Below are 17,834 nucleotides of genomic sequence, written 5' to 3' on the forward strand. Positions count from 1 at the left end.
GAAGCGCGTGCGCTGATGATGTCTACCAACAACATCCTGTCCCCGGCGAACGGCGAACCAATCATCGTTCCGTCTCAGGACGTTGTACTGGGTCTGTACTACATGACCCGTGACTGTGTTAACGCCAAAGGCGAAGGCATGGTGCTGACTGGCCCGAAAGAAGCTGAGCGTATTTATCGCGCTGGCCTGGCCTCTCTGCATGCGCGCGTTAAAGTGCGTATCACTGAGCACGAAAAAGACGCTAACGGTGAATTCGTTGCGAAAACCAGCATTATCGACACGACTGTAGGCCGTGCGATTCTGTGGATGATCGTTCCGAAAGGTCTGCCTTACTCCATCGTCAACCAGGCGCTGGGTAAGAAAGCCATCTCCAAAATGCTGAACACTTGTTATCGTATTTTGGGTCTGAAACCGACCGTTATCTTTGCTGACCAGACCATGTACACCGGCTTTGCTTATGCAGCGCGTTCAGGTGCATCTGTTGGTATCGATGACATGGTGATCCCAGAGAAGAAATACGAGATCATCAGTGAAGCAGAAGCTGAAGTAGCCGAAATCCAGGAGCAGTTCCAGTCTGGTCTGGTTACCGCGGGCGAACGCTATAACAAAGTTATCGATATCTGGGCAGCGGCGAACGATCGTGTCTCCAAAGCGATGATGGATAACCTGCAGACTGAAACCGTTATTAACCGTGACGGCGTAGAAGAGCAGCAGGTTTCCTTCAACAGCATCTACATGATGGCCGACTCCGGTGCGCGTGGTTCTGCAGCACAGATTCGTCAGCTGGCTGGTATGCGTGGTCTGATGGCGAAGCCAGATGGCTCCATCATCGAAACGCCGATCACCGCGAACTTCCGTGAAGGTCTGAACGTACTCCAGTACTTCATCTCCACGCACGGTGCGCGTAAAGGCCTTGCGGATACCGCACTGAAAACAGCGAACTCCGGTTATCTGACGCGTCGTCTGGTTGACGTTGCGCAGGATCTGGTTGTGACCGAAGACGATTGTGGCACCCTCGAAGGTATCACCATGACCCCGGTTATCGAGGGTGGTGATGTTAAAGAGCCACTGCGCGATCGCGTATTGGGTCGTGTGGCTGCTGAAGACGTTCTGAAGCCGGGCACCGCGGATATTCTGGTTCCACGTAACACGCTGCTGCACGAGCACTGGTGTGATCTGCTGGAAGAGAACTCCGTTGACTCCGTCAAAGTACGTTCCGTCGTATCCTGTAACACCGACTTTGGTGTTTGTGCGCACTGCTATGGTCGTGACCTGGCGCGTGGCCACATCATCAACAAAGGTGAAGCAATCGGCGTTATCGCGGCACAGTCCATCGGTGAGCCGGGTACTCAGCTGACGATGCGTACGTTCCACATCGGTGGTGCGGCATCTCGTGCGGCTGCTGAATCCAGCATCCAGGTGAAAAACAAAGGTAGCATCCGTCTGAGCAATGCGAAGTCGGTTGTGAACTCTGCCGGTAAGCTGGTTGTTACTTCGCGTAACACCGAGCTGAAACTGATCGATGAATTCGGTCGTACCAAAGAGAGCTATAAAGTGCCTTACGGTGCGGTAATGGGCAAAGGTGATGGCGAGCAGGTTGCAGGCGGCGAAACCGTAGCAAACTGGGATCCGCACACCATGCCAGTTATCACCGAAGTAGCGGGCTTTATTCGCTTCACCGACATGATCGACGGTCAGAGTATTACTCGTCAGACTGACGACCTGACCGGTCTCTCTTCGCTGGTGGTTCTGGATTCTGCAGAACGTACCGCGGGCGGTAAAGATCTGCGTCCAGCGCTGAAAATCGTTGATGCTAACGGTAACGACGTTCTGATCCCGGGCACCGACATGTCGGCTCAGTACTTCCTGCCGGGCAAAGCGATTGTTCAGCTGGAAGATGGTATTCAGATCGGGGCGGGTGACGCTCTGGCGCGTATTCCTCAGGAATCCAGCGGTACCAAGGATATTACCGGTGGTCTGCCGCGCGTTGCGGATCTGTTCGAAGCACGTCGTCCGAAAGAGCCGGCAATCTTGGCTGAAATCACAGGTATCATTTCCTTCGGTAAAGAGACCAAAGGGAAACGTCGCCTGGTGATTACGCCTCTGGATGGCAGCGAAGCGTACGAAGAGATGATTCCAAAATGGCGTCAGCTCAACGTGTTTGAAGGTGAACGTGTAGAACGTGGTGACGTGGTTTCCGACGGTCCGGAAGCGCCGCACGACATTCTGCGTCTTCGTGGTGTCCACGCGGTAACGCGTTACATCACCAACGAAGTACAGGACGTTTACCGTCTGCAAGGCGTTAAGATTAACGATAAGCACATCGAAGTTATCGTTCGTCAGATGCTGCGTAAAGCCACCATCGTGAATGCCGGTAGCTCCGACTTCCTCGAAGGTGAGCAGGTTGAATACTCTCGCGTCAAGATTGCTAACCGCGATCTGGAATCGAACGGCAAACTCAGTGCGACCTTCGCACGTGACCTGCTGGGTATCACCAAAGCGTCTCTGGCAACCGAGTCCTTCATCTCCGCGGCATCGTTCCAGGAGACCACTCGTGTGCTTACCGAAGCAGCCGTTGCGGGCAAACGCGACGAACTGCGCGGTCTGAAAGAGAACGTTATCGTGGGTCGTCTGATCCCGGCCGGTACCGGTTATGCGTACCACCAGGATCGTATGCGCCGTCGCGCAGCAGGCGAAGCGCCAGCTGCACCGCAGGTGACTGCTGAAGATGCATCTGCCAGCCTGGCAGAGCTGCTGAACGCAGGCCTGGGCGGTTCTGACAACGATTAATCGTTTAGTCAGCCCATAAAAAAACCCGCTTCGGCGGGTTTTTTTTTGCCGGGTGCGCTGCGCTTACCCGGGCTACGGTTTAGATCTGTTGTTTAGTTCACCAGCGGCAACCGGCGATATAACTCGATCATATCCCCCGCCAGATCCTGAATCACCATTGCATTCATCAGGTGATCCTGCGAGTGCACGGTGATCAGATTGACCGGAAGCTTGCCGGTGCCTTCATCCATACCGATCAGCTTCGTCTGGATGGTATGCGCATGCTTCACGAATTCGCGCGACTCTTCCATCGCCTTCTCGGCATCGGCAAAATTGCCTTTACGCGCCATCTGCAGAGCGGTTAACGCTGAACTACGGGCTGCGCCGGCATTCACCAGCAGCTCCATAATGATCGTTTCTAAATCTTCCATGCGTCACTCCAGCAGTTTGAGAGCTTTATCCAGCACGGCATCACCTTTCATCATGCCGTAATCCATCATGTCGATAACCGCGACCTTTTTGCCCAGCGGCTCGGCCTGAGCCTGAAGGTTTGCCAGCTCATATTTAACCTGGGGGCCCAATAACACGATGTCGGCTGCGGCGATTTCGTCTTTAAATTCAGCAACCGGTACGGCTTTAATGGTCACCTCGACGCCTTTCTTCTGTGCGGCGTCTTTCATGCGTTGAACCAGCATGCTGGTGGACATTCCCGCTGCACAGCATAAAACAATGTTCTTCATAGTCAGCCTCAATGTACATGTGTTTATTAATAATTATCGCGCGCCGTCTGCTTCAACAACCGCTTTACAACGGTTGTGTGTGAGTCATCACAAAGAAATCTGCTTTTTACTGAAACCGGTTACAACTGTTACAAAGATGAGAAGGCAGGGCGAAACGAGGAAGAAGCTTTCCGCCCTGGTCAGCGTCCTTTGCTGACAGGGCAAGAGTAAAAAAACGGGCATTGGCTGGCAATCGCCCGCGGATCACACTACGCGATGTCTCGTAATATTTTCATCATGTTACATATCCTTTCAACGTAATTGCGAGGCGCGTCCCAGCCAGCTGTCCCAGTCTTTCCATACCGGCTGTAAACCTTGATCGCTGAGCGCCCGGGCGACATCTTCCGGGCGGCGGTTATCGTGGGGGGCAAACTGTTCAAGCTCAGGGTGATCGTCGGCATAGCCGCCTGGTTGGGTTTTGGAAAAAGCGCTGACGTTGTTAATCGCCAGTGGAATAACGCGGTCGCGAAATGCCGGTGATTCACGGGTCGACAGAGACAGCTCCACCTCAGGCGCCAGCAGGCGAAATGCACAAATTGCCTGCACCAGCTGGCGTTCATCCATGATCGACGCGGGCTGAATGCCCCCGGCGCAGGGACGCAGACGCGGGAAGGAGACCGAATAGCGGCTCTGCCAGTAGTGCTGTTGCAGCCACAGGAGATGTTCCGCCACCATATAGCTGTCGACCCGCCAGCTGTCCGAGAGCCCGGTCAGTGCCCCCAAACCGATCTTGTCGATCCCGGCGCGGCCTAGCCGATCCGGTGTCTCCAGCCGCCAGAAGAAGTCCTGCTTTTTGCCCTTCAGATGGTGCCGGGCATACACCGCCTCGTGATAGGTCTCCTGATAGACCAGTACGCCATCCAGGCCCAGCGTTTTCAGTTCGCCGTACTCCGCTTCTGACAGGGGTTGGACCTCCATCTGCAGGGAGGAGAACCGGCGGCGAATGGCAGGAAGATGACGACGAAAATAGTCCATCCCGACCTTGCTCTGATGCTCGCCGGTGACCAGCAGCAAGTGCTCAAACCCCATCTCACGGATCGCTGCGCACTCGCGGGCAATTTCGGTTTCATCCAGCGTTTTGCGCTTGATAGCGTTGCTCATTGAGAACCCACAGTAGGTACAGTCGTTGGCGCACAAATTGGACAGATAGAGCGGCACGTAAAAACTCACCGTATTGCCAAAGCGCTGACGGGTCAGACGCTGCGCCCGCTGCGCCATTGGCTCCAGATACGCGCTGGCAGCAGGGGAGAGCAGTGCCATCATGTCTTCGCGGGTTGGATGACGGGCATTCAGCGCACGCTTAACGTCCGTCGGGGTTTTGCTGTTGATGCGCAGGCGAATGTCGTCCCAGTTAAGCGTACGCCAGCGATCGGTAAAGGTGCGCATCAGAACGCCTCCAGAAAACCGGTCAGTGGGCTGGTGGCCTGGGCTTCAAAACTGCGCAAACCGGGACCAGACTGGCGGGCCAGTACACCCGCTTCTACCGCCAGACGGAAGGCGCGCGCCATCATCACCGGGTCGTCAGCGACGGCAATCGCCGTATTAACCAGCACCGCATCGGCCCCCATCTCCAGGGCTTGCGTGGCATGGCTGGGCACGCCGATCCCTGCATCTATTACCACCGGGACGGTCGCCTGTTGAATGATGATCTCGAGCATCGCGCGGGTCTCCAGTCCCTGGCTGGAGCCAATTGGCGCACCGAGCGGCATCACCGCCGCGCAGCCTACCTCCTCCAGCCGCTTGCACAGCACCGGATCGGCCCCACAGTAGGGCAGCACCGTGAACCCCTGTTTTACCAGTTGCTCGGCGGCTTTCAGCGTTTCAATCGGATCGGGCAGTAGCCAGCGGGCATCGGGATGGATCTCCAGTTTAAGCCAGTGGGTGCCCAGCGCCTCGCGTGCCAGCTGCGCGGCGAACACCGCCTCTTCTGCCGTTTTGGCACCGGAGGTGTTTGGCAGCAACGTGACGCCCGCAGCGCGCAGCGGCGCAAGAATGGCATCGTTGTGGTTACGCAGATCGACCCGCTTCATCGCCAGCGTCACCAGCTGGCTGCCGCTCTCTTTGAGAGCATCAATCATCAGTTGCGGCGAGGCGAATTTTCCAGTGCCGGTAAATAAATGAGAATCAAAAGTTTTATCCGCAATACGTAACATCTCAGCCTCCGGCAATCACCTGAAAGAGCAGGATCTGATCGCCTTCGCGCACCTGCTGAATATCCCACTGCTCGCGCGGCAGGATCTGTTGGTTAAGGGCCAGCGCCACCCCGGGCTTTAACTGGCGTAGATGGTCGAGCAGGGTGGCGAGGGTTATGTCGTCCGCACACTGCATCGGTTCGTCGTTAAACAGGATCCGCATGGCGTCCTCCGCATACCGTACAGCCGCTGGCACGCTGTAGCGCTAACTGCCGCCAGCTCCCCGCCCGGGCATCGAACAGTCGCAGCGTATTGCATGTGGTCTTAATCCCGCTGAGTAGCTTGATCGCCTCCAGCGCCTGCAGGGTTCCCATGACGCCCACTACCGGCCCGACGATGCCTGCGGTGCGGCAGTTACGCTGCGGCTCGCTATCATCCGGCCACAGGCAGCGGTAGCAGCCCTGCGTCCAGGGAGGGGTTAGCGTCATCAGTTGCCCGCCAAAACCCACGGCGCTGGCGGTGATGAGCGGGGTGTCGAGTGTTACGCAGGCAGCGTTAATCGCCTGCCGCGTCGCCATGTTATCGGTGCAATCCAGCACCAGGTCGGCCTGCGCCACCTGCTCGTTAAGCGCAGCGCCTTCCAGACGTTGCTGTAATGCAATCAGACGGATATCTGGATTAAGCTGGGTCAGCCGACGCTGTGTTACCTGCGCTTTCGGCTGATCCAGATCGTCGGTGGTAAATACAATCTGGCGCTGCAAATTACTCAGATGGACGTCGTCGTCGTCGGCCAGTACCAGCGTGCCAATACCTGCCCCGGTCAGATACAGCGCTGCCGGTGCGCCAAGACCACCCAGCCCCACAATCAGCACCCGACTGGCGAGCAGCTTTTGCTGCCCGTCGATGGCGATATCGTCCAGCAGGATCTGGCGGCTGTAGCGCATAAAGTCACGATCATTCATCGCCTGCCCCCACCCGTTGCAGTAATTGTGCCGTTGCCGCCTGCCAGTCATCGGCCTGAGTAATGGCGCTCACCACCGCGATGCTCCCGACGCCGGTCGCCAGTACCGCCGGGGCCCGCTCGAGGCTGATACCGCCGATGGCGACGGTGGGATAATCCGCAAGTCGTTCGATATGCCGGGTCAGCTGCTCCAGTCCCTGGGGCGCGGAAGGCATCTGCTTGGTCCGGGTCGGGAAAACATGCCCGAGGGCGATGTAGGATGGACGCGCCGCCAGCGCCACGTCGATTTCCATGTCGTCGTGGGTTGAGACGCCGAGGCGTAATCCGGCGGCACGAATGGCCTCAAGATCGGTGGTCTCCAGATCCTCCTGACCCAGATGCACGCCGTAAGCCTGATGCTTGATCGCCAGATGCCAGTAGTCGTTGATAAACAGGCGGGCGTCGTAGCGACGCCCCAGCTCAATGGCTGCCATGATGTCGGCTTCAACCTCGTCATCCTGTTTATCTTTGATTCGCAGCTGGATCGTTTTTACGCCCGCAGTCAGGAGGCGTTCAATCCACGCCACGCTGTCGACTACCGGATAAAGCCCCAGACGAAAGGGAACCGATGGGAAGTTGGGTTGATACATCACGCCTCCTCTTTTTTGAGGTAGATCTCGCCGCCTTTGGCGCGGAAGGATTCTGACATGTCGGCCATCCCCACCTCGATGGTCTGTTTCGCCGCGTAGTCGCGCACCTCCTGGCTGATTTTCATCGAGCAAAACTTCGGTCCGCACATGGAGCAGAAGTGGGCTACTTTGCCGGACTCCTGCGGCAGGGTTTCGTCGTGATAGGCGCGGGCGGTAAAGGGATCGAGAGCCAGGTTGAACTGGTCTTCCCAGCGGAATTCGAAGCGCGCTTTTGACATGGCGTTATCGCGGATCTGCGCCCCCGGATGACCCTTCGCCAGATCGGCCGCATGGGCGGCGATTTTGTAGGTGATCAGACCTTGCTTCACGTCCTCTTTGTTCGGCAGACCGAGATGCTCTTTCGGCGTGACGTAGCAGAGCATCGCGCAGCCAAACCAGCCGATCATTGCCGCGCCAATCCCGGAGGTGAAGTGGTCATACCCCGGAGCGATGTCGGTGGTCAGCGGCCCAAGGGTGTAAAACGGCGCTTCATGGCAGTGTTCCAGCTCCTCGGTCATGTTGCGGCGGATCATCTGCATCGGCACATGGCCCGGGCCTTCGATCATCACCTGCACGTCATATTCCCAGGCAATTTTGGTCAGCTCGCCCAGGGTGTGCAGCTCGGCAAACTGGGCTTCGTCGTTGGCGTCGCGAATAGATCCCGGACGCAGACCGTCGCCCAGCGACAGCGAGACGTCGTACGCGGCGCAGATCTCACAGATTTCGCGGAAGTGCTCGTACAGGAAGTTTTCCTGGTGATGAGACAGGCACCACTTCGCCATAATTGAGCCCCCACGGGAGACAATCCCGGTCAGGCGTTTGGCGGTCATCGGGACGTAGCGCAGCAGTACGCCCGCATGGATAGTGAAGTAGTCGACGCCTTGCTCTGCCTGCTCCAGCAGGGTATCGCGGAAGGCTTCCCAGGTGAGATCTTCGGCAATGCCGTTAACCTTTTCCAGCGCCTGGTAGATGGGAACTGTGCCAATGGGTACCGGGCTGTTACGCAGGATCCACTCGCGGGTTTCATGAATATAGCGTCCGGTGGAGAGGTCCATGACCGTGTCCGCACCCCAGCGGGTGGACCACACCAGTTTCTCCACCTCTTCTTCGATGGAGGAGGTGACGGCTGAATTACCGATGTTGGCATTCACTTTCACCAGGAAATTGCGGCCAATGATCATCGGCTCTGATTCCGGGTGGTTAATGTTGGCAGGAATAATCGCCCGGCCCGCCGCGACTTCGTCACGTACAAACTCCGGGGTGATGTTCTCCGGCAGGCGAGCGCCAAAGCCTTCGCCTGGGTGCTGGTGGCGCAGCACTTCCCCGCGAATACGCTCACGACCCATGTTTTCGCGGATGGCGATAAATTCCATCTCCGGGGTCACGATACCCTGGCGGGCGTAGTGCAGCTGAGTCACGCACTTGCCGGCTCTGGCGCGTTTCGGCGTCAGCAGGCCGGTAAAGCGCAGTTCATCCAGCCCATCATCCGCTAGGCGTTCTTTGGTGTAAGCAGAGCTTTGCTCGTCTAGCGCTTCGCTGTCGTCACGGGCGTCAATCCAGGTCTGGCGCAGCTTTGCCAGCCCTTTTTGTACATTAATCGTCACCGCCGGATCGCCGTAAGGACCGGAGGTGTCGTAGACCGGTACCGCCTCGTTTTCTTCCCGCTGCGGATTGTCTTTGCTGCCGCCGATAAGCGTCGGGCTGAGCTGGATCTCGCGCATCGGTACGCGAATATCGTCCTGCGATCCGCTCAAATAGATACGTTTTGAGTTGGGGAAAGCGGTGCCTTCCAGGGTGTCGATAAAGTGTTGGGCGTGGGCGCGCTGTTCGCGACGGGTCATTTTTGTGGCAGACATAGCTCATTCCAGAAAGTGTAGGAAGTGGCTTGTCAGACGTCGGATGAAGCAAGAGAGGATCGCCCGGAGGGCGATGCAATAAATTGACTCTTGTTCCCTTCGCAGGTTTTAACCTGATCAGGTTCCGCGGATCCCGAATTAACGGTCTCAGCCCGGCTTTCGCACTGGGCACTCCGACAAGAATGTGCTCCCTTACAGCGGGAGCAATGAATGTAAACTACGCGTTAACGATAAATAACTCAAGCCGGACGGGCGACGTTATCTTCGTTACTCGCTTTAAAATTGTGATCCAGCGCCAGCGCGATCAGGTTATCTTCCAGCGTAAATCGTTGCTCCAACGCCTCGCCGATATCGGAAAGTGCCTGCTGAAATTGCAGATAATTATCCTGGTCGATGGCGTTTTCGAGAGTGGAGTCGTAATAATCCATGATTTGCTGGGTATTGGCCTCCAGCTGGGGATACAGTTTGGTCGCGGCTAAAAGCGGACTGCTACCTTCCATTTCGCGAATAATACGTTCATAAATATTAAAATGACCGTTGGAAAGGTAATCGACAAGGCTTTGACAAAAATCATCCAGCGCTTTTTCGTTCAGGCGCATATAGGATTCTTTGCCAGGCTTAATGCCAACAAGGTTGTAGTAGGCAACAAGCAGATGTTTACGCACGTGCAGCCAGCGATCGACCAGTTTATTACTTCCGCCAACGCGCTCTGTCAGGTTTTCTAGCTGGTTTAGCATGTTTGACTCCGCAAGGTTAAGATTAAAAGCTGCCCACCCAAAATGTAATAGTAATGTTACCAACATGCCTGTGAAGCAAAGGTTGTGCAATAGATATGGATCGTATAATTGAAAAATCGGATCGTGGCTGGTGGTTAGTCAGCCATGAACAAAAATTATGGTTGCCCGGGGGAGAATTACCCCATGGCGAAGCGAAAAATTTCGATCTTGCGGGACAAGCCGCACTCAGTATAGGTGAGTGGCAGGGCGATTCTGTGTGGTTGATCCAACAAAATCGTTCCCATGAGATGGGATCGGTGCGGCAGGTGCTCGATCTTGATGTGGGCTTGTTCCAGCTGGCCGGGCGCGCCGTGCAATTGGCCGAGTTTTATCGTTCGCATCAATATTGCGGCTATTGCGGCCACACCATGCACCCGAGCAAAACCGAGTGGGCGATGCTCTGCAGCCACTGTCGCGAACGCTATTATCCGCAAATCGCCCCCTGCATTATCGTTGCTATTCGTCGTGATGATTCCCTTTTACTGGCGCAACACACCCGCCACCGTAACGGCGTTCACACCGTACTGGCCGGCTTTGTTGAAGTGGGCGAAACGCTGGAGCAGGCGGTCGCGCGCGAAGTGATGGAAGAGAGCGGTATCAAGGTGAAAAATTTGCGTTATGTCACCTCGCAGCCCTGGCCGTTCCCGCAATCGCTGATGACGGCTTTTATGGCCGAGTACGACAGCGGCGAGATTGTTATCGATCAGAAAGAGCTGCTGAGCGCCGACTGGTATCGCTATGACAATTTACCACTGCTTCCGCCGCCAGGCACCGTGGCGCGCCGCCTGATAGAAGATACGGTGGCAATGTGTCGGGCCGACGATGAATGACATGATACACTGGGGATAAGACGCTTAAGGAACTGCAAAAATGACCGAACTGAAGAACGATCGTTATCTGCGTGCGCTGCTGCGCCAACCCGTTGATGTCACCCCGGTATGGATGATGCGCCAGGCGGGCCGCTATTTGCCGGAATACAAAGCCACGCGCGCGCAGGCGGGCGATTTTATGTCGCTGTGCAAAAACGCAGAGCTGGCATGCGAAGTGACGCTCCAGCCGCTGCGTCGCTTCCCGCTGGATGCGGCGATCCTTTTTTCAGACATTCTGACCATCCCGGATGCAATGGGCCTCGGGCTCTATTTCGAAACGGGTGAAGGCCCGCGCTTCTCCTCACCGATTAAGTGCCAGGCAGACATCGATAATTTGCCCATTCCGGACCCGGAGCAGGAGCTTGGGTACGTGATGAACGCCGTGCGGACCATCCGCCGCGAGCTGAAAGGCGACGTGCCGCTGATTGGCTTCTCCGGCAGCCCGTGGACGCTGGCAACCTACATGGTTGAGGGCGGCAGCAGCAAAGCCTTTACGGTGATCAAAAAGATGATGTACGCCGATCCGCGGGCGTTGCATGCCCTGCTCGATAAGCTGGCGAAAAGCGTCACCCTGTACCTGAACGCACAAATTAAAGCGGGCGCTCAGTCGGTGATGATTTTTGATACCTGGGGCGGCGTGCTGACCGGACGCGATTATCAGCAGTTCTCACTCTACTACATGCACAAAATCGTTGATGGCCTGCTGCGTGAAAACGAAGGCCGCCGCGTGCCGGTGACTCTGTTCACCAAAGGTGGCGGTCAGTGGCTGGAAGCGCTGGCAGAGACCGGCTGTGACGCGCTGGGTATCGACTGGACGATGGATATAGCCGAGGCGCGCCGTCGCGTGGGCGACAAGGTGGCGCTGCAGGGCAATATGGACCCGTCTATGCTTTATGCGCCGGCTGCCCGCATTGAAGAAGAGGTCGCAACCATTCTGGCCGGATTCGGTCAGGGCGAAGGTCATGTCTTCAACCTGGGACACGGTATTCATCAGGATGTACCGCCAGAGCATGCGGGCGTGTTCGTGGAGGCGGTGCACCGACTTTCTGCTCAGTATCACCTGTAAGGAATTGCTATGGATCTTGCGTCATTACGCGCTCAGCAAATCGAACTTGCCGCCTCGGTCTCTCGCGAGGATCGGCTGGATAAAGACCCACCCACACTGATTGCGGGTGCGGACGTCGGGTTTGAGCAGGGCGGGGACGTGACGCGGGCGGCGATAGTGCTGCTGAAATATCCCTCGCTGGAACTTGTCGAATATCAGGTGGCGCGTATCGCCACCACCATGCCCTACATCCCCGGTTTTCTCTCCTTTCGCGAATACCCTGCGCTGCTGGCCGCGTGGCAGCAGCTGTCGCAAAAACCGGATCTGCTGTTCGTTGACGGGCACGGCATCTCTCATCCCCGTCGGCTTGGCGTCGCCAGCCATTTTGGCCTGCTGGTGGATGTCCCAACCATTGGCGTGGCGAAAAAACGCCTCTGCGGTAAGTTCGAACCGCTGTCGGCAGAACCTGGCGCGCTGGCGCCACTAATGGACAAAGGCGAGCAACTGGCGTGGGTGTGGCGCAGTAAGGCACGCTGCAATCCGCTGTTCATCGCGACCGGCCATCGTGTCAGCCTGGATAGCGCGTTGGGATGGGTACAGCGCTGTATGAAAGGCTATCGGCTGCCAGAACCGACCCGCTGGGCCGATGCGGTGGCATCCGGGCGTCCGGCTTTCATTCGTTGGCAGGAAATTCAGCCCTGAATCAGGTAAACTGCCGCCAATTTCTGACTCTGAGAGTTCATCATGTTACAAAACCCGATTCATCTGCGCCTTGAGAAGCTGGAAAGCTGGCAGCATGTCACCTTTATGGCCTGTCTGTGCGAACGTATGTATCCAAACTACGCCATGTTCTGCAAGCAGACTGAATTTGGTGAAGGTCAACTGTATCGCCGTATCCTCGACCTGGTGTGGGAAACGCTGACGGTCAAAGATGCGAAGGTGAACTTCGATTCGCAGCTCGATAAGCTGGAAGAAGCGATCCCCGCTGCCGATGACTATGATGTGTATGGTGTCTATCCGGCGATTGATGCCTGTGTGGCACTCAGTGAGCTGATTCACTCGCGCCTGAGTGGTGAAACGCTGGAACATGCCATCGAAGTCAGTAAGGCCTCCATCACGACCGTTGCTATGCTGGAAATGACGCAGGAAGGTCGCGAAATGACCGATGAAGAGCTACGGTTAAACCCGGCGGTAGAGCAGGAATGGGACATTCAGTGGGAAATATTCCGCTTGCTGGCAGAGTGTGAAGAACGTGATATCGAGCTGATTAAAGGTCTGCGAGCAGACTTGCGTGAGGCAGGTGAGAGTAACATTGGTATAAATCTTAGCCAGTGAGACAATAAAACGTGATTTAACGCCTTTTTTGTCATACCTGTACTCTTCCCTTCTGCCCCCCGTCTGGTCTACATTTGGGGGGCGAAAATAAGTGGCTATCGGTGCGTGTATGCAGGAGAGTGCTTTTTTGGCATTTTCGTCGCACTCGATGCTTAGCAAGCGATAAACACATTGAAAGGATAACTTATGAACAAGACTCAACTGATTGATGTAATTGCGGACAAGGCTGATCTGTCTAAAGTGCAGGCTAAAGCTGCTCTGGAATCCACCCTGGCTGCTATTACTGAGTCTCTGAAAGAAGGCGATGCTGTACAACTGGTTGGTTTCGGCACCTTCAAAGTGAACCACCGCGCTGAGCGTACTGGCCGCAACCCGCAGACCGGTAACGAGATCAAAATCGCTGCAGCTAACGTGCCAGCATTTGTCTCTGGCAAAGCACTGAAAGACGCAGTTAAGTAAGACGCGTGGCAGTGAACAGTTTTAACGAGGGGGCGGTTTCGCCCCTTTTGTCTGTCTGGCGTCAGGCTCTGACGCTGGCAGGCATGCTGTTGCTGACTGCCTGCAGCCATGACTCCTCTCTGCCGCCCTTTACCGCCAGCGGATACGCTGACGATCAGGGTGCAGTGCGCATCTGGCGCAAAGATTCGGATGATGAAGTCCATCTGCTCTCTGCCTTCAGCCCCTGGCATAGCGGCAGCACTACAACCAGCGAGTACCGCTGGCAGGGCGACACGCTTACCCTTATCGAACTCAATATCTACAGCAAACCCCCTGAGCATATCCGGGTGCGTTTTGACGATCGCGGTGAGCTGAGCTTTATGCAGCGCGAAATCGGCGGTCAAAAGCAACAGCTCTCTAACGATCAGATTGCCCTGTACCGCTACCGTGCCGACCAAATCCACCAGACCAGTAACGCGTTGCGTCAGGGGCGAGTGGTGCTGCAGCAGGGGCGCTGGCATCCCGACGGCACCGTGACCTCATGTGAAGGCCTGACGCTGAAGCCGGATCTCGACAGCTGGGCGACGGAACATATTGCCCGCCGTCAGAGTCATTCATCAATGGAGGTGAGTGTCGCGTGGCTGGAAGCGCCGGAAGGTTCACAGCTGTTGCTGGTGGCGAACGAAGATTTCTGCACCTGGCAGCCGACAGAGAAGAACTTCTGAGTGGAATTCCCTCTCCCCAATGGAGAGAGGGTTAGCATGAAGCGAGAAACTACTTCCCTTGCTCGCGGGCAATCGCACGATAACCAATATCCCTGCGGCTAAAGCTGCCGTCCCAGCGAATATCAGCCATTAACGCGTAGGCGCGCTGCTGGGCTTCTGCCACCGTATTACCCAGCGCCGTGGCACAGAGCACGCGGCCACCGTTGGTGAGCACACGATCGTCGTCAGAAAGCGTCGTGCCTGCGTGGAACACTTTGCCACCGTCGACCTCTTCCAGCGGCAGGCCATGGATCTCGTCGCCGTTGTTGTAGTGACCCGGATATCCGCCCGCAGCAATCACCACGCCCAGAGAGGCACGCTCGTCCCACTCGGATGTTTTCTCGTCAAGCTTGCCCTCGCAGGCGGCCAGACACAGGTCCACCAGATCGGATTTCATGCGCAGCATGATCGGCTGAGTTTCCGGATCGCCAAAGCGGCAGTTGAACTCAATCACCTTCGGGTTACCCTGTGGGTCGATCATCAGACCGGCGTACAGGAAACCGGTATAGGTGTTGCCTTCTGCTGCCATGCCTTTCACGGTTGGCCAGATGATGCGTTCCATGGTGCGCTGGTGTACTTCGTCGGTGACAACCGGGGCAGGGGAGTAAGCGCCCATGCCGCCAGTGTTAGGACCGCTGTCGCCGTCGCCAACACGCTTATGATCCTGGCTAGTGGCCATCGGCAGCACATGCTCGCCGTCAACCATCACGATAAAGCTGGCTTCTTCACCGTCGAGGAACTCTTCGATGACAATACGATGGCCAGCATCGCCGAAAGCATTGCCGGCCAGCATATCCTGGACGGCATCTTCCGCTTCCTGCAGGGTCATCGCCACAATCACGCCTTTACCGGCAGCCAGACCGTCGGCCTTGATAACAATCGGCGCGCCTTTCTCACGCAGATAAGCCAGCGCAGGCTCCACTTCGGTGAAGTTCTGGTATTCCGCTGTAGGAATATTGTGGCGAGCAAGGAAGTCTTTGGTAAACGCTTTAGAACCTTCCAGCTGGGCTGCGCCTTCGGTTGGGCCGAAGATGGTCAGACCCGCTGCACGGAAGGCATCCACCACGCCGATCACCAGCGGGGCTTCCGGGCCCACGATAGTCAGATCGATTTTCTCGTTCTGGGCAAAGCTCAGCAGCGCCGGAATATCGGTCACGCCGATCGCGACGTTTTGCAGCGCAGGCTCCAGGGCAGTACCGGCGTTACCCGGAGCCACAAAGACCGTTTTCACCTGCGGCGACTGGGCCGCTTTCCAGGCCAGGGCGTGCTCGCGCCCGCCGTTACCAATCACTAATACTTTCATTGTCTGCTCCGGAAATTAATGGCGGAAGTGGCGCATGTCGGTGAAGATCATCGCGATGCCATGCTCGTCTGCGGCCGCAATCACTTCGTCATCACGGATAGAGCCGCCAGGCTGGATAACACAGCTCACGCCAACGGCAGCTGCAGCATCAATACCGTCGCGGAACGGGAAGAAGGCGTCAGAGGCCATCGCGGAGCCTTTAACTTCCAGGCCTTCATCGCTGGCTTTGATCCCGGCGATTTTCGCGGAGTAAACGCGGCTCATCTGGCCTGCGCCTATGCCAATGGTCATGTTCTCTTTGGCATACACGATGGCGTTGGATTTCACGAACTTCGCCACTTTCCAGCAGAACAGCGCATCACGGAGTTCCTGTTCAGATGGCTGACGTTTGCTGACCACGCGCAGGTCATCTGCCGTTACCATCCCCAGATCGCGATCCTGAACCAGCAGGCCACCATTAACGCGTTTGAAATCAAGGCCCGGCGCGCGCTCAGCCCACTGACCGCAGGTCAGGACGCGAACGTTCTGTTTAGCTGCAGTGATCTTCAGTGCTTCTTCTGTTGCCGATGGGGCGATAATGACTTCAACAAACTGGCGGGAGACAATGGCCTGTGCGGTTTGGGCATCCAGCTCGCGGTTAAAGGCGATGATACCGCCAAAGGCGGACGTTGGGTCTGTTTTGTAGGCGCGATCGTAAGCATCCAGAATAGAGGTGCTGACTGCCACGCCGCACGGGTTAGCGTGTTTCACGATAACGCAGGCTGGCTCGCTGAACTCTTTTACGCACTCCAGTGCGGCATCGGTATCGGCGATGTTGTTATAAGAGAGGGCTTTGCCCTGTACCTGCTGAGCAGTGGCAACAGAAGCTTCTTTGATCTCTTCTTCTATATAGAAGGCAGCGTGCTGGTGGCTGTTCTCACCGTAGCGCATATCCTGTTTCTTAATGAAGTTCAGATTCAGGGTACGAGAGAAGCGGCCAGCAGGCTGGGTGGTCTCACCGTGATAGGCAGGAACCAGGCTACCGAAGTAGTTGGCGATCATGCTGTCGTAGGCGGCAGTATGTTCGAATGCTTTGATGGCGAGATCGAAACGGGTATCCAGCGTCAGGCCACCTTCGTTGGCGTCCATCTCTTTAATAATGGCGTCGTAGTCGCTGCTCTTCACCACGATAGCGACGTCTTTATGGTTCTTCGCGGCGGAGCGCACCATGGTTGGGCCGCCAATGTCGATATTCTCAACCGCATCTTCCAGCGAGCAGCCTTCACGGGCGACGGTCTGGGCGAACGGATACAGGTTAACAACAACCATATCGATCGGCGCTATTCCGTGTTGTTCCATAATCGCGTCATCCTGGCCACGACGGCCCAGAATACCGCCATGCACTTTCGGATGCAGAGTCTTAACGCGTCCATCCATCATTTCAGGGAAACCCGTGTAGTCGGAGACTTCGGTTACCGGCAGACCTTTATCTGCTAACAGGCGGGCGGTGCCTCCTGTGGACAGCAGCTCCACACCACGTGCGGAAAGTGCCTGTGCGAATTCGATGATACCGGCTTTGTCAGAAACACTGAGCAGCGCGCGGCTGACTTTACGACCTTGTTGCATGGTAAATCCCCTGGATTTGACGATTACAGAGAGCGTTAGCTGAATTCTTCGCAAAAAACTCAGCTAACACCCCTCACGGAGCATCCTCGAGAAGCGCGAGCATTTTAACGAAAACGTTTGCGCAACGCTCGCGAATTTTCAAATTTTCGATGTATTGTGGATAAGTCTGTGTGCAAAAAGGTATAAAGCGGGGTTTCGCTGTGGAATGCAGCAGTCAGTCATTTTTCTGTCATTTAAGTATTGCGGCCTGCGGAGAACTCCCTATAATGCGCCTCCATCGACACGGAACAACGGCAAACAAGCCGCCGGGTTGACAGGGGTTCAGAGATGAACACCGACAGAGAAAAGCGAAAAATAATTGCTTGACTCTGAATGAGGAAAACGTATTATACGGGACCTCGCAACGGTGAGCTTAACGCCGCGTTGCACTGCTCTTTAACAATTTATCAGACAATCTGTGTGGGCACTCAAAGTGACATGGATTCTTAACGTCGCAAGACGAAAAATGAATACCAAAGTCTCTGAGTGAACATA

At 56.2% G+C, this 17,834-nt stretch carries 18 protein-coding genes and 1 riboswitch; of the genes, 7 read left to right on the forward strand and 11 right to left on the reverse strand.

Going from position 1 to position 17,834, the window contains the following annotated elements; translation table 11 throughout:
- A partial coding sequence (locus ACRDD5_RS02655; protein WP_438675842.1) for a DNA-directed RNA polymerase subunit beta' occupies window positions 1-2,790 on the forward strand: 2,790 nt, incomplete at its 5' end.
- Between the two features lie 92 nt (window positions 2,791-2,882).
- On the opposite strand, the gene ACRDD5_RS02660 is transcribed toward ACRDD5_RS02655, so the two are convergent.
- The 9 genes from ACRDD5_RS02660 to rsd form a co-directional block, all read right to left on the reverse strand.
- A complete protein-coding gene (locus tag ACRDD5_RS02660; protein WP_438675843.1) occupies window positions 2,883-3,200 on the reverse strand; it encodes a PTS lactose/cellobiose transporter subunit IIA in 318 nt (105 codons plus the stop codon).
- A 3-nt stretch (window positions 3,201-3,203) separates the two neighbouring features.
- Window positions 3,204-3,509, reverse strand: a complete 306-nt coding sequence (locus ACRDD5_RS02665) for a PTS sugar transporter subunit IIB (RefSeq protein ID WP_271267022.1) — start codon at window positions 3,507-3,509, stop codon at window positions 3,204-3,206.
- 291 nt (window positions 3,510-3,800) lie between these two features.
- Window positions 3,801-4,934: a 2-iminoacetate synthase ThiH gene (thiH, locus tag ACRDD5_RS02670; protein WP_271282894.1), complete on the reverse strand. Its 1,134-nt coding sequence runs from the start codon at window positions 4,932-4,934 to the stop codon at window positions 3,801-3,803.
- Entirely contained in the window at window positions 4,934-5,701 is a 768-nt protein-coding gene (gene thiG / locus ACRDD5_RS02675) for a thiazole synthase (protein WP_438675844.1), read from the reverse strand. The genes thiH and thiG overlap by 1 nt, the downstream gene beginning before the upstream one ends.
- A gap of 1 nt (window position 5,702) precedes the next feature.
- Complete coding sequence (gene thiS, locus ACRDD5_RS02680; RefSeq protein ID WP_438675845.1) at window positions 5,703-5,903, reverse strand: sulfur carrier protein ThiS; 201 nt, start codon at window positions 5,901-5,903, stop codon at window positions 5,703-5,705.
- Window positions 5,887-6,642, reverse strand: coding sequence for a HesA/MoeB/ThiF family protein (locus tag ACRDD5_RS02685; protein ID WP_438675846.1), 756 nt, complete (start codon window positions 6,640-6,642; stop codon window positions 5,887-5,889). The genes thiS and ACRDD5_RS02685 overlap by 17 nt, the downstream gene beginning before the upstream one ends.
- The gene (thiE, locus tag ACRDD5_RS02690) at window positions 6,635-7,270 is read right to left on the reverse strand and encodes a thiamine phosphate synthase (RefSeq protein WP_438675847.1); all 636 of its coding nucleotides are present in this window, start codon (window positions 7,268-7,270) and stop codon (window positions 6,635-6,637) included. Before thiE ends, ACRDD5_RS02685 begins: the two co-directional genes overlap by 8 nt.
- Window positions 7,270-9,165: a phosphomethylpyrimidine synthase ThiC gene (gene thiC, locus ACRDD5_RS02695; RefSeq protein WP_271282889.1), complete on the reverse strand. Its 1,896-nt coding sequence runs from the start codon at window positions 9,163-9,165 to the stop codon at window positions 7,270-7,272. The genes thiE and thiC overlap by 1 nt, the downstream gene beginning before the upstream one ends.
- A gap of 77 nt (window positions 9,166-9,242) precedes the next feature.
- Window positions 9,243-9,351, reverse strand: a riboswitch (TPP riboswitch).
- 53 nt (window positions 9,352-9,404) lie between these two features.
- Window positions 9,405-9,902, reverse strand: coding sequence for a sigma D regulator (gene rsd / locus ACRDD5_RS02700; protein WP_271282888.1), 498 nt, complete (start codon window positions 9,900-9,902; stop codon window positions 9,405-9,407).
- Between the two features lie 95 nt (window positions 9,903-9,997).
- Here rsd and nudC point away from each other — a divergent pair, with 95 nt between their 5' ends.
- The 6 genes from nudC to ACRDD5_RS02730 all read left to right on the forward strand — a co-directional run bounded on the left by nudC (window position 9,998) and on the right by ACRDD5_RS02730 (window position 14,353).
- On the forward strand, window positions 9,998-10,771 hold the full coding sequence (gene nudC, locus ACRDD5_RS02705; RefSeq protein ID WP_438675848.1) for an NAD(+) diphosphatase: 774 nt from the start codon (window positions 9,998-10,000) through the stop codon (window positions 10,769-10,771).
- Between the two features lie 40 nt (window positions 10,772-10,811).
- On the forward strand, window positions 10,812-11,876 hold the full coding sequence (hemE, locus tag ACRDD5_RS02710; RefSeq protein WP_271282886.1) for a uroporphyrinogen decarboxylase: 1,065 nt from the start codon (window positions 10,812-10,814) through the stop codon (window positions 11,874-11,876).
- 9 nt (window positions 11,877-11,885) lie between these two features.
- A complete protein-coding gene (nfi, locus tag ACRDD5_RS02715) occupies window positions 11,886-12,557 on the forward strand; it encodes a deoxyribonuclease V (protein ID WP_271282885.1) in 672 nt (223 codons plus the stop codon).
- 42 nt (window positions 12,558-12,599) lie between these two features.
- Complete coding sequence (locus ACRDD5_RS02720) at window positions 12,600-13,190, forward strand: YjaG family protein (RefSeq protein ID WP_271282884.1); 591 nt, start codon at window positions 12,600-12,602, stop codon at window positions 13,188-13,190.
- Between the two features lie 186 nt (window positions 13,191-13,376).
- A complete protein-coding gene (hupA, locus tag ACRDD5_RS02725) occupies window positions 13,377-13,649 on the forward strand; it encodes a nucleoid-associated protein HU-alpha (protein WP_032615913.1) in 273 nt (90 codons plus the stop codon).
- A gap of 11 nt (window positions 13,650-13,660) precedes the next feature.
- Window positions 13,661-14,353 (forward strand): DUF1481 domain-containing protein, encoded by a 693-nt coding sequence (locus ACRDD5_RS02730; protein WP_271283094.1) that lies wholly within the window; start codon window positions 13,661-13,663, stop codon window positions 14,351-14,353.
- Window positions 14,354-14,402: 49 nt separating this feature from the next.
- Here ACRDD5_RS02730 and purD read toward each other — a convergent pair whose 3' ends face one another.
- Both purD and purH read right to left on the reverse strand, forming a co-directional pair.
- Entirely contained in the window at window positions 14,403-15,695 is a 1,293-nt protein-coding gene (gene purD / locus ACRDD5_RS02735) for a phosphoribosylamine--glycine ligase (RefSeq protein ID WP_438675849.1), read from the reverse strand.
- A 15-nt stretch (window positions 15,696-15,710) separates the two neighbouring features.
- On the reverse strand, window positions 15,711-17,300 hold the full coding sequence (purH, locus tag ACRDD5_RS02740; protein WP_271282882.1) for a bifunctional phosphoribosylaminoimidazolecarboxamide formyltransferase/IMP cyclohydrolase: 1,590 nt from the start codon (window positions 17,298-17,300) through the stop codon (window positions 15,711-15,713).
- Window positions 17,301-17,834 lie beyond the last annotated feature (534 nt).

This window comes from Silvania sp. (assembly GCF_051656365.1).
GTDB lineage: Bacteria > Pseudomonadota > Gammaproteobacteria > Enterobacterales > Enterobacteriaceae > Enterobacter > Enterobacter hatchlandensis.

Excerpts from the sequence above, each read along its gene's own strand:
- ACRDD5_RS02660 (WP_438675843.1), bottom strand. The coding sequence starts at position 3,200 with ATGGAAGATTTAGAAACGATCATTATGGAGCTGCTGGTGAATGCCGGC.
- ACRDD5_RS02665 (WP_271267022.1), bottom strand. The coding sequence starts at position 3,509 with ATGAAGAACATTGTTTTATGCTGTGCAGCGGGAATGTCCACCAGCATG.
- thiH (WP_271282894.1), bottom strand. The coding sequence starts at position 4,934 with ATGCGCACCTTTACCGATCGCTGGCGTACGCTTAACTGGGACGACATT.
- thiG (WP_438675844.1), bottom strand. The coding sequence starts at position 5,701 with ATGTTACGTATTGCGGATAAAACTTTTGATTCTCATTTATTTACCGGC.
- thiS (WP_438675845.1), bottom strand. The coding sequence starts at position 5,903 with ATGCGGATCCTGTTTAACGACGAACCGATGCAGTGTGCGGACGACATA.
- ACRDD5_RS02685 (WP_438675846.1), bottom strand. The coding sequence starts at position 6,642 with ATGAATGATCGTGACTTTATGCGCTACAGCCGCCAGATCCTGCTGGAC.
- thiE (WP_438675847.1), bottom strand. The coding sequence starts at position 7,270 with ATGTATCAACCCAACTTCCCATCGGTTCCCTTTCGTCTGGGGCTTTAT.
- thiC (WP_271282889.1), bottom strand. The coding sequence starts at position 9,165 with ATGTCTGCCACAAAAATGACCCGTCGCGAACAGCGCGCCCACGCCCAA.
- rsd (WP_271282888.1), bottom strand. The coding sequence starts at position 9,902 with ATGCTAAACCAGCTAGAAAACCTGACAGAGCGCGTTGGCGGAAGTAAT.
- nudC (WP_438675848.1), top strand. The coding sequence starts at position 9,998 with ATGGATCGTATAATTGAAAAATCGGATCGTGGCTGGTGGTTAGTCAGC.
- hemE (WP_271282886.1), top strand. The coding sequence starts at position 10,812 with ATGACCGAACTGAAGAACGATCGTTATCTGCGTGCGCTGCTGCGCCAA.
- nfi (WP_271282885.1), top strand. The coding sequence starts at position 11,886 with ATGGATCTTGCGTCATTACGCGCTCAGCAAATCGAACTTGCCGCCTCG.
- ACRDD5_RS02720 (WP_271282884.1), top strand. The coding sequence starts at position 12,600 with ATGTTACAAAACCCGATTCATCTGCGCCTTGAGAAGCTGGAAAGCTGG.
- hupA (WP_032615913.1), top strand. The coding sequence starts at position 13,377 with ATGAACAAGACTCAACTGATTGATGTAATTGCGGACAAGGCTGATCTG.
- purD (WP_438675849.1), bottom strand. The coding sequence starts at position 15,695 with ATGAAAGTATTAGTGATTGGTAACGGCGGGCGCGAGCACGCCCTGGCC.
- purH (WP_271282882.1), bottom strand. The coding sequence starts at position 17,300 with ATGCAACAAGGTCGTAAAGTCAGCCGCGCGCTGCTCAGTGTTTCTGAC.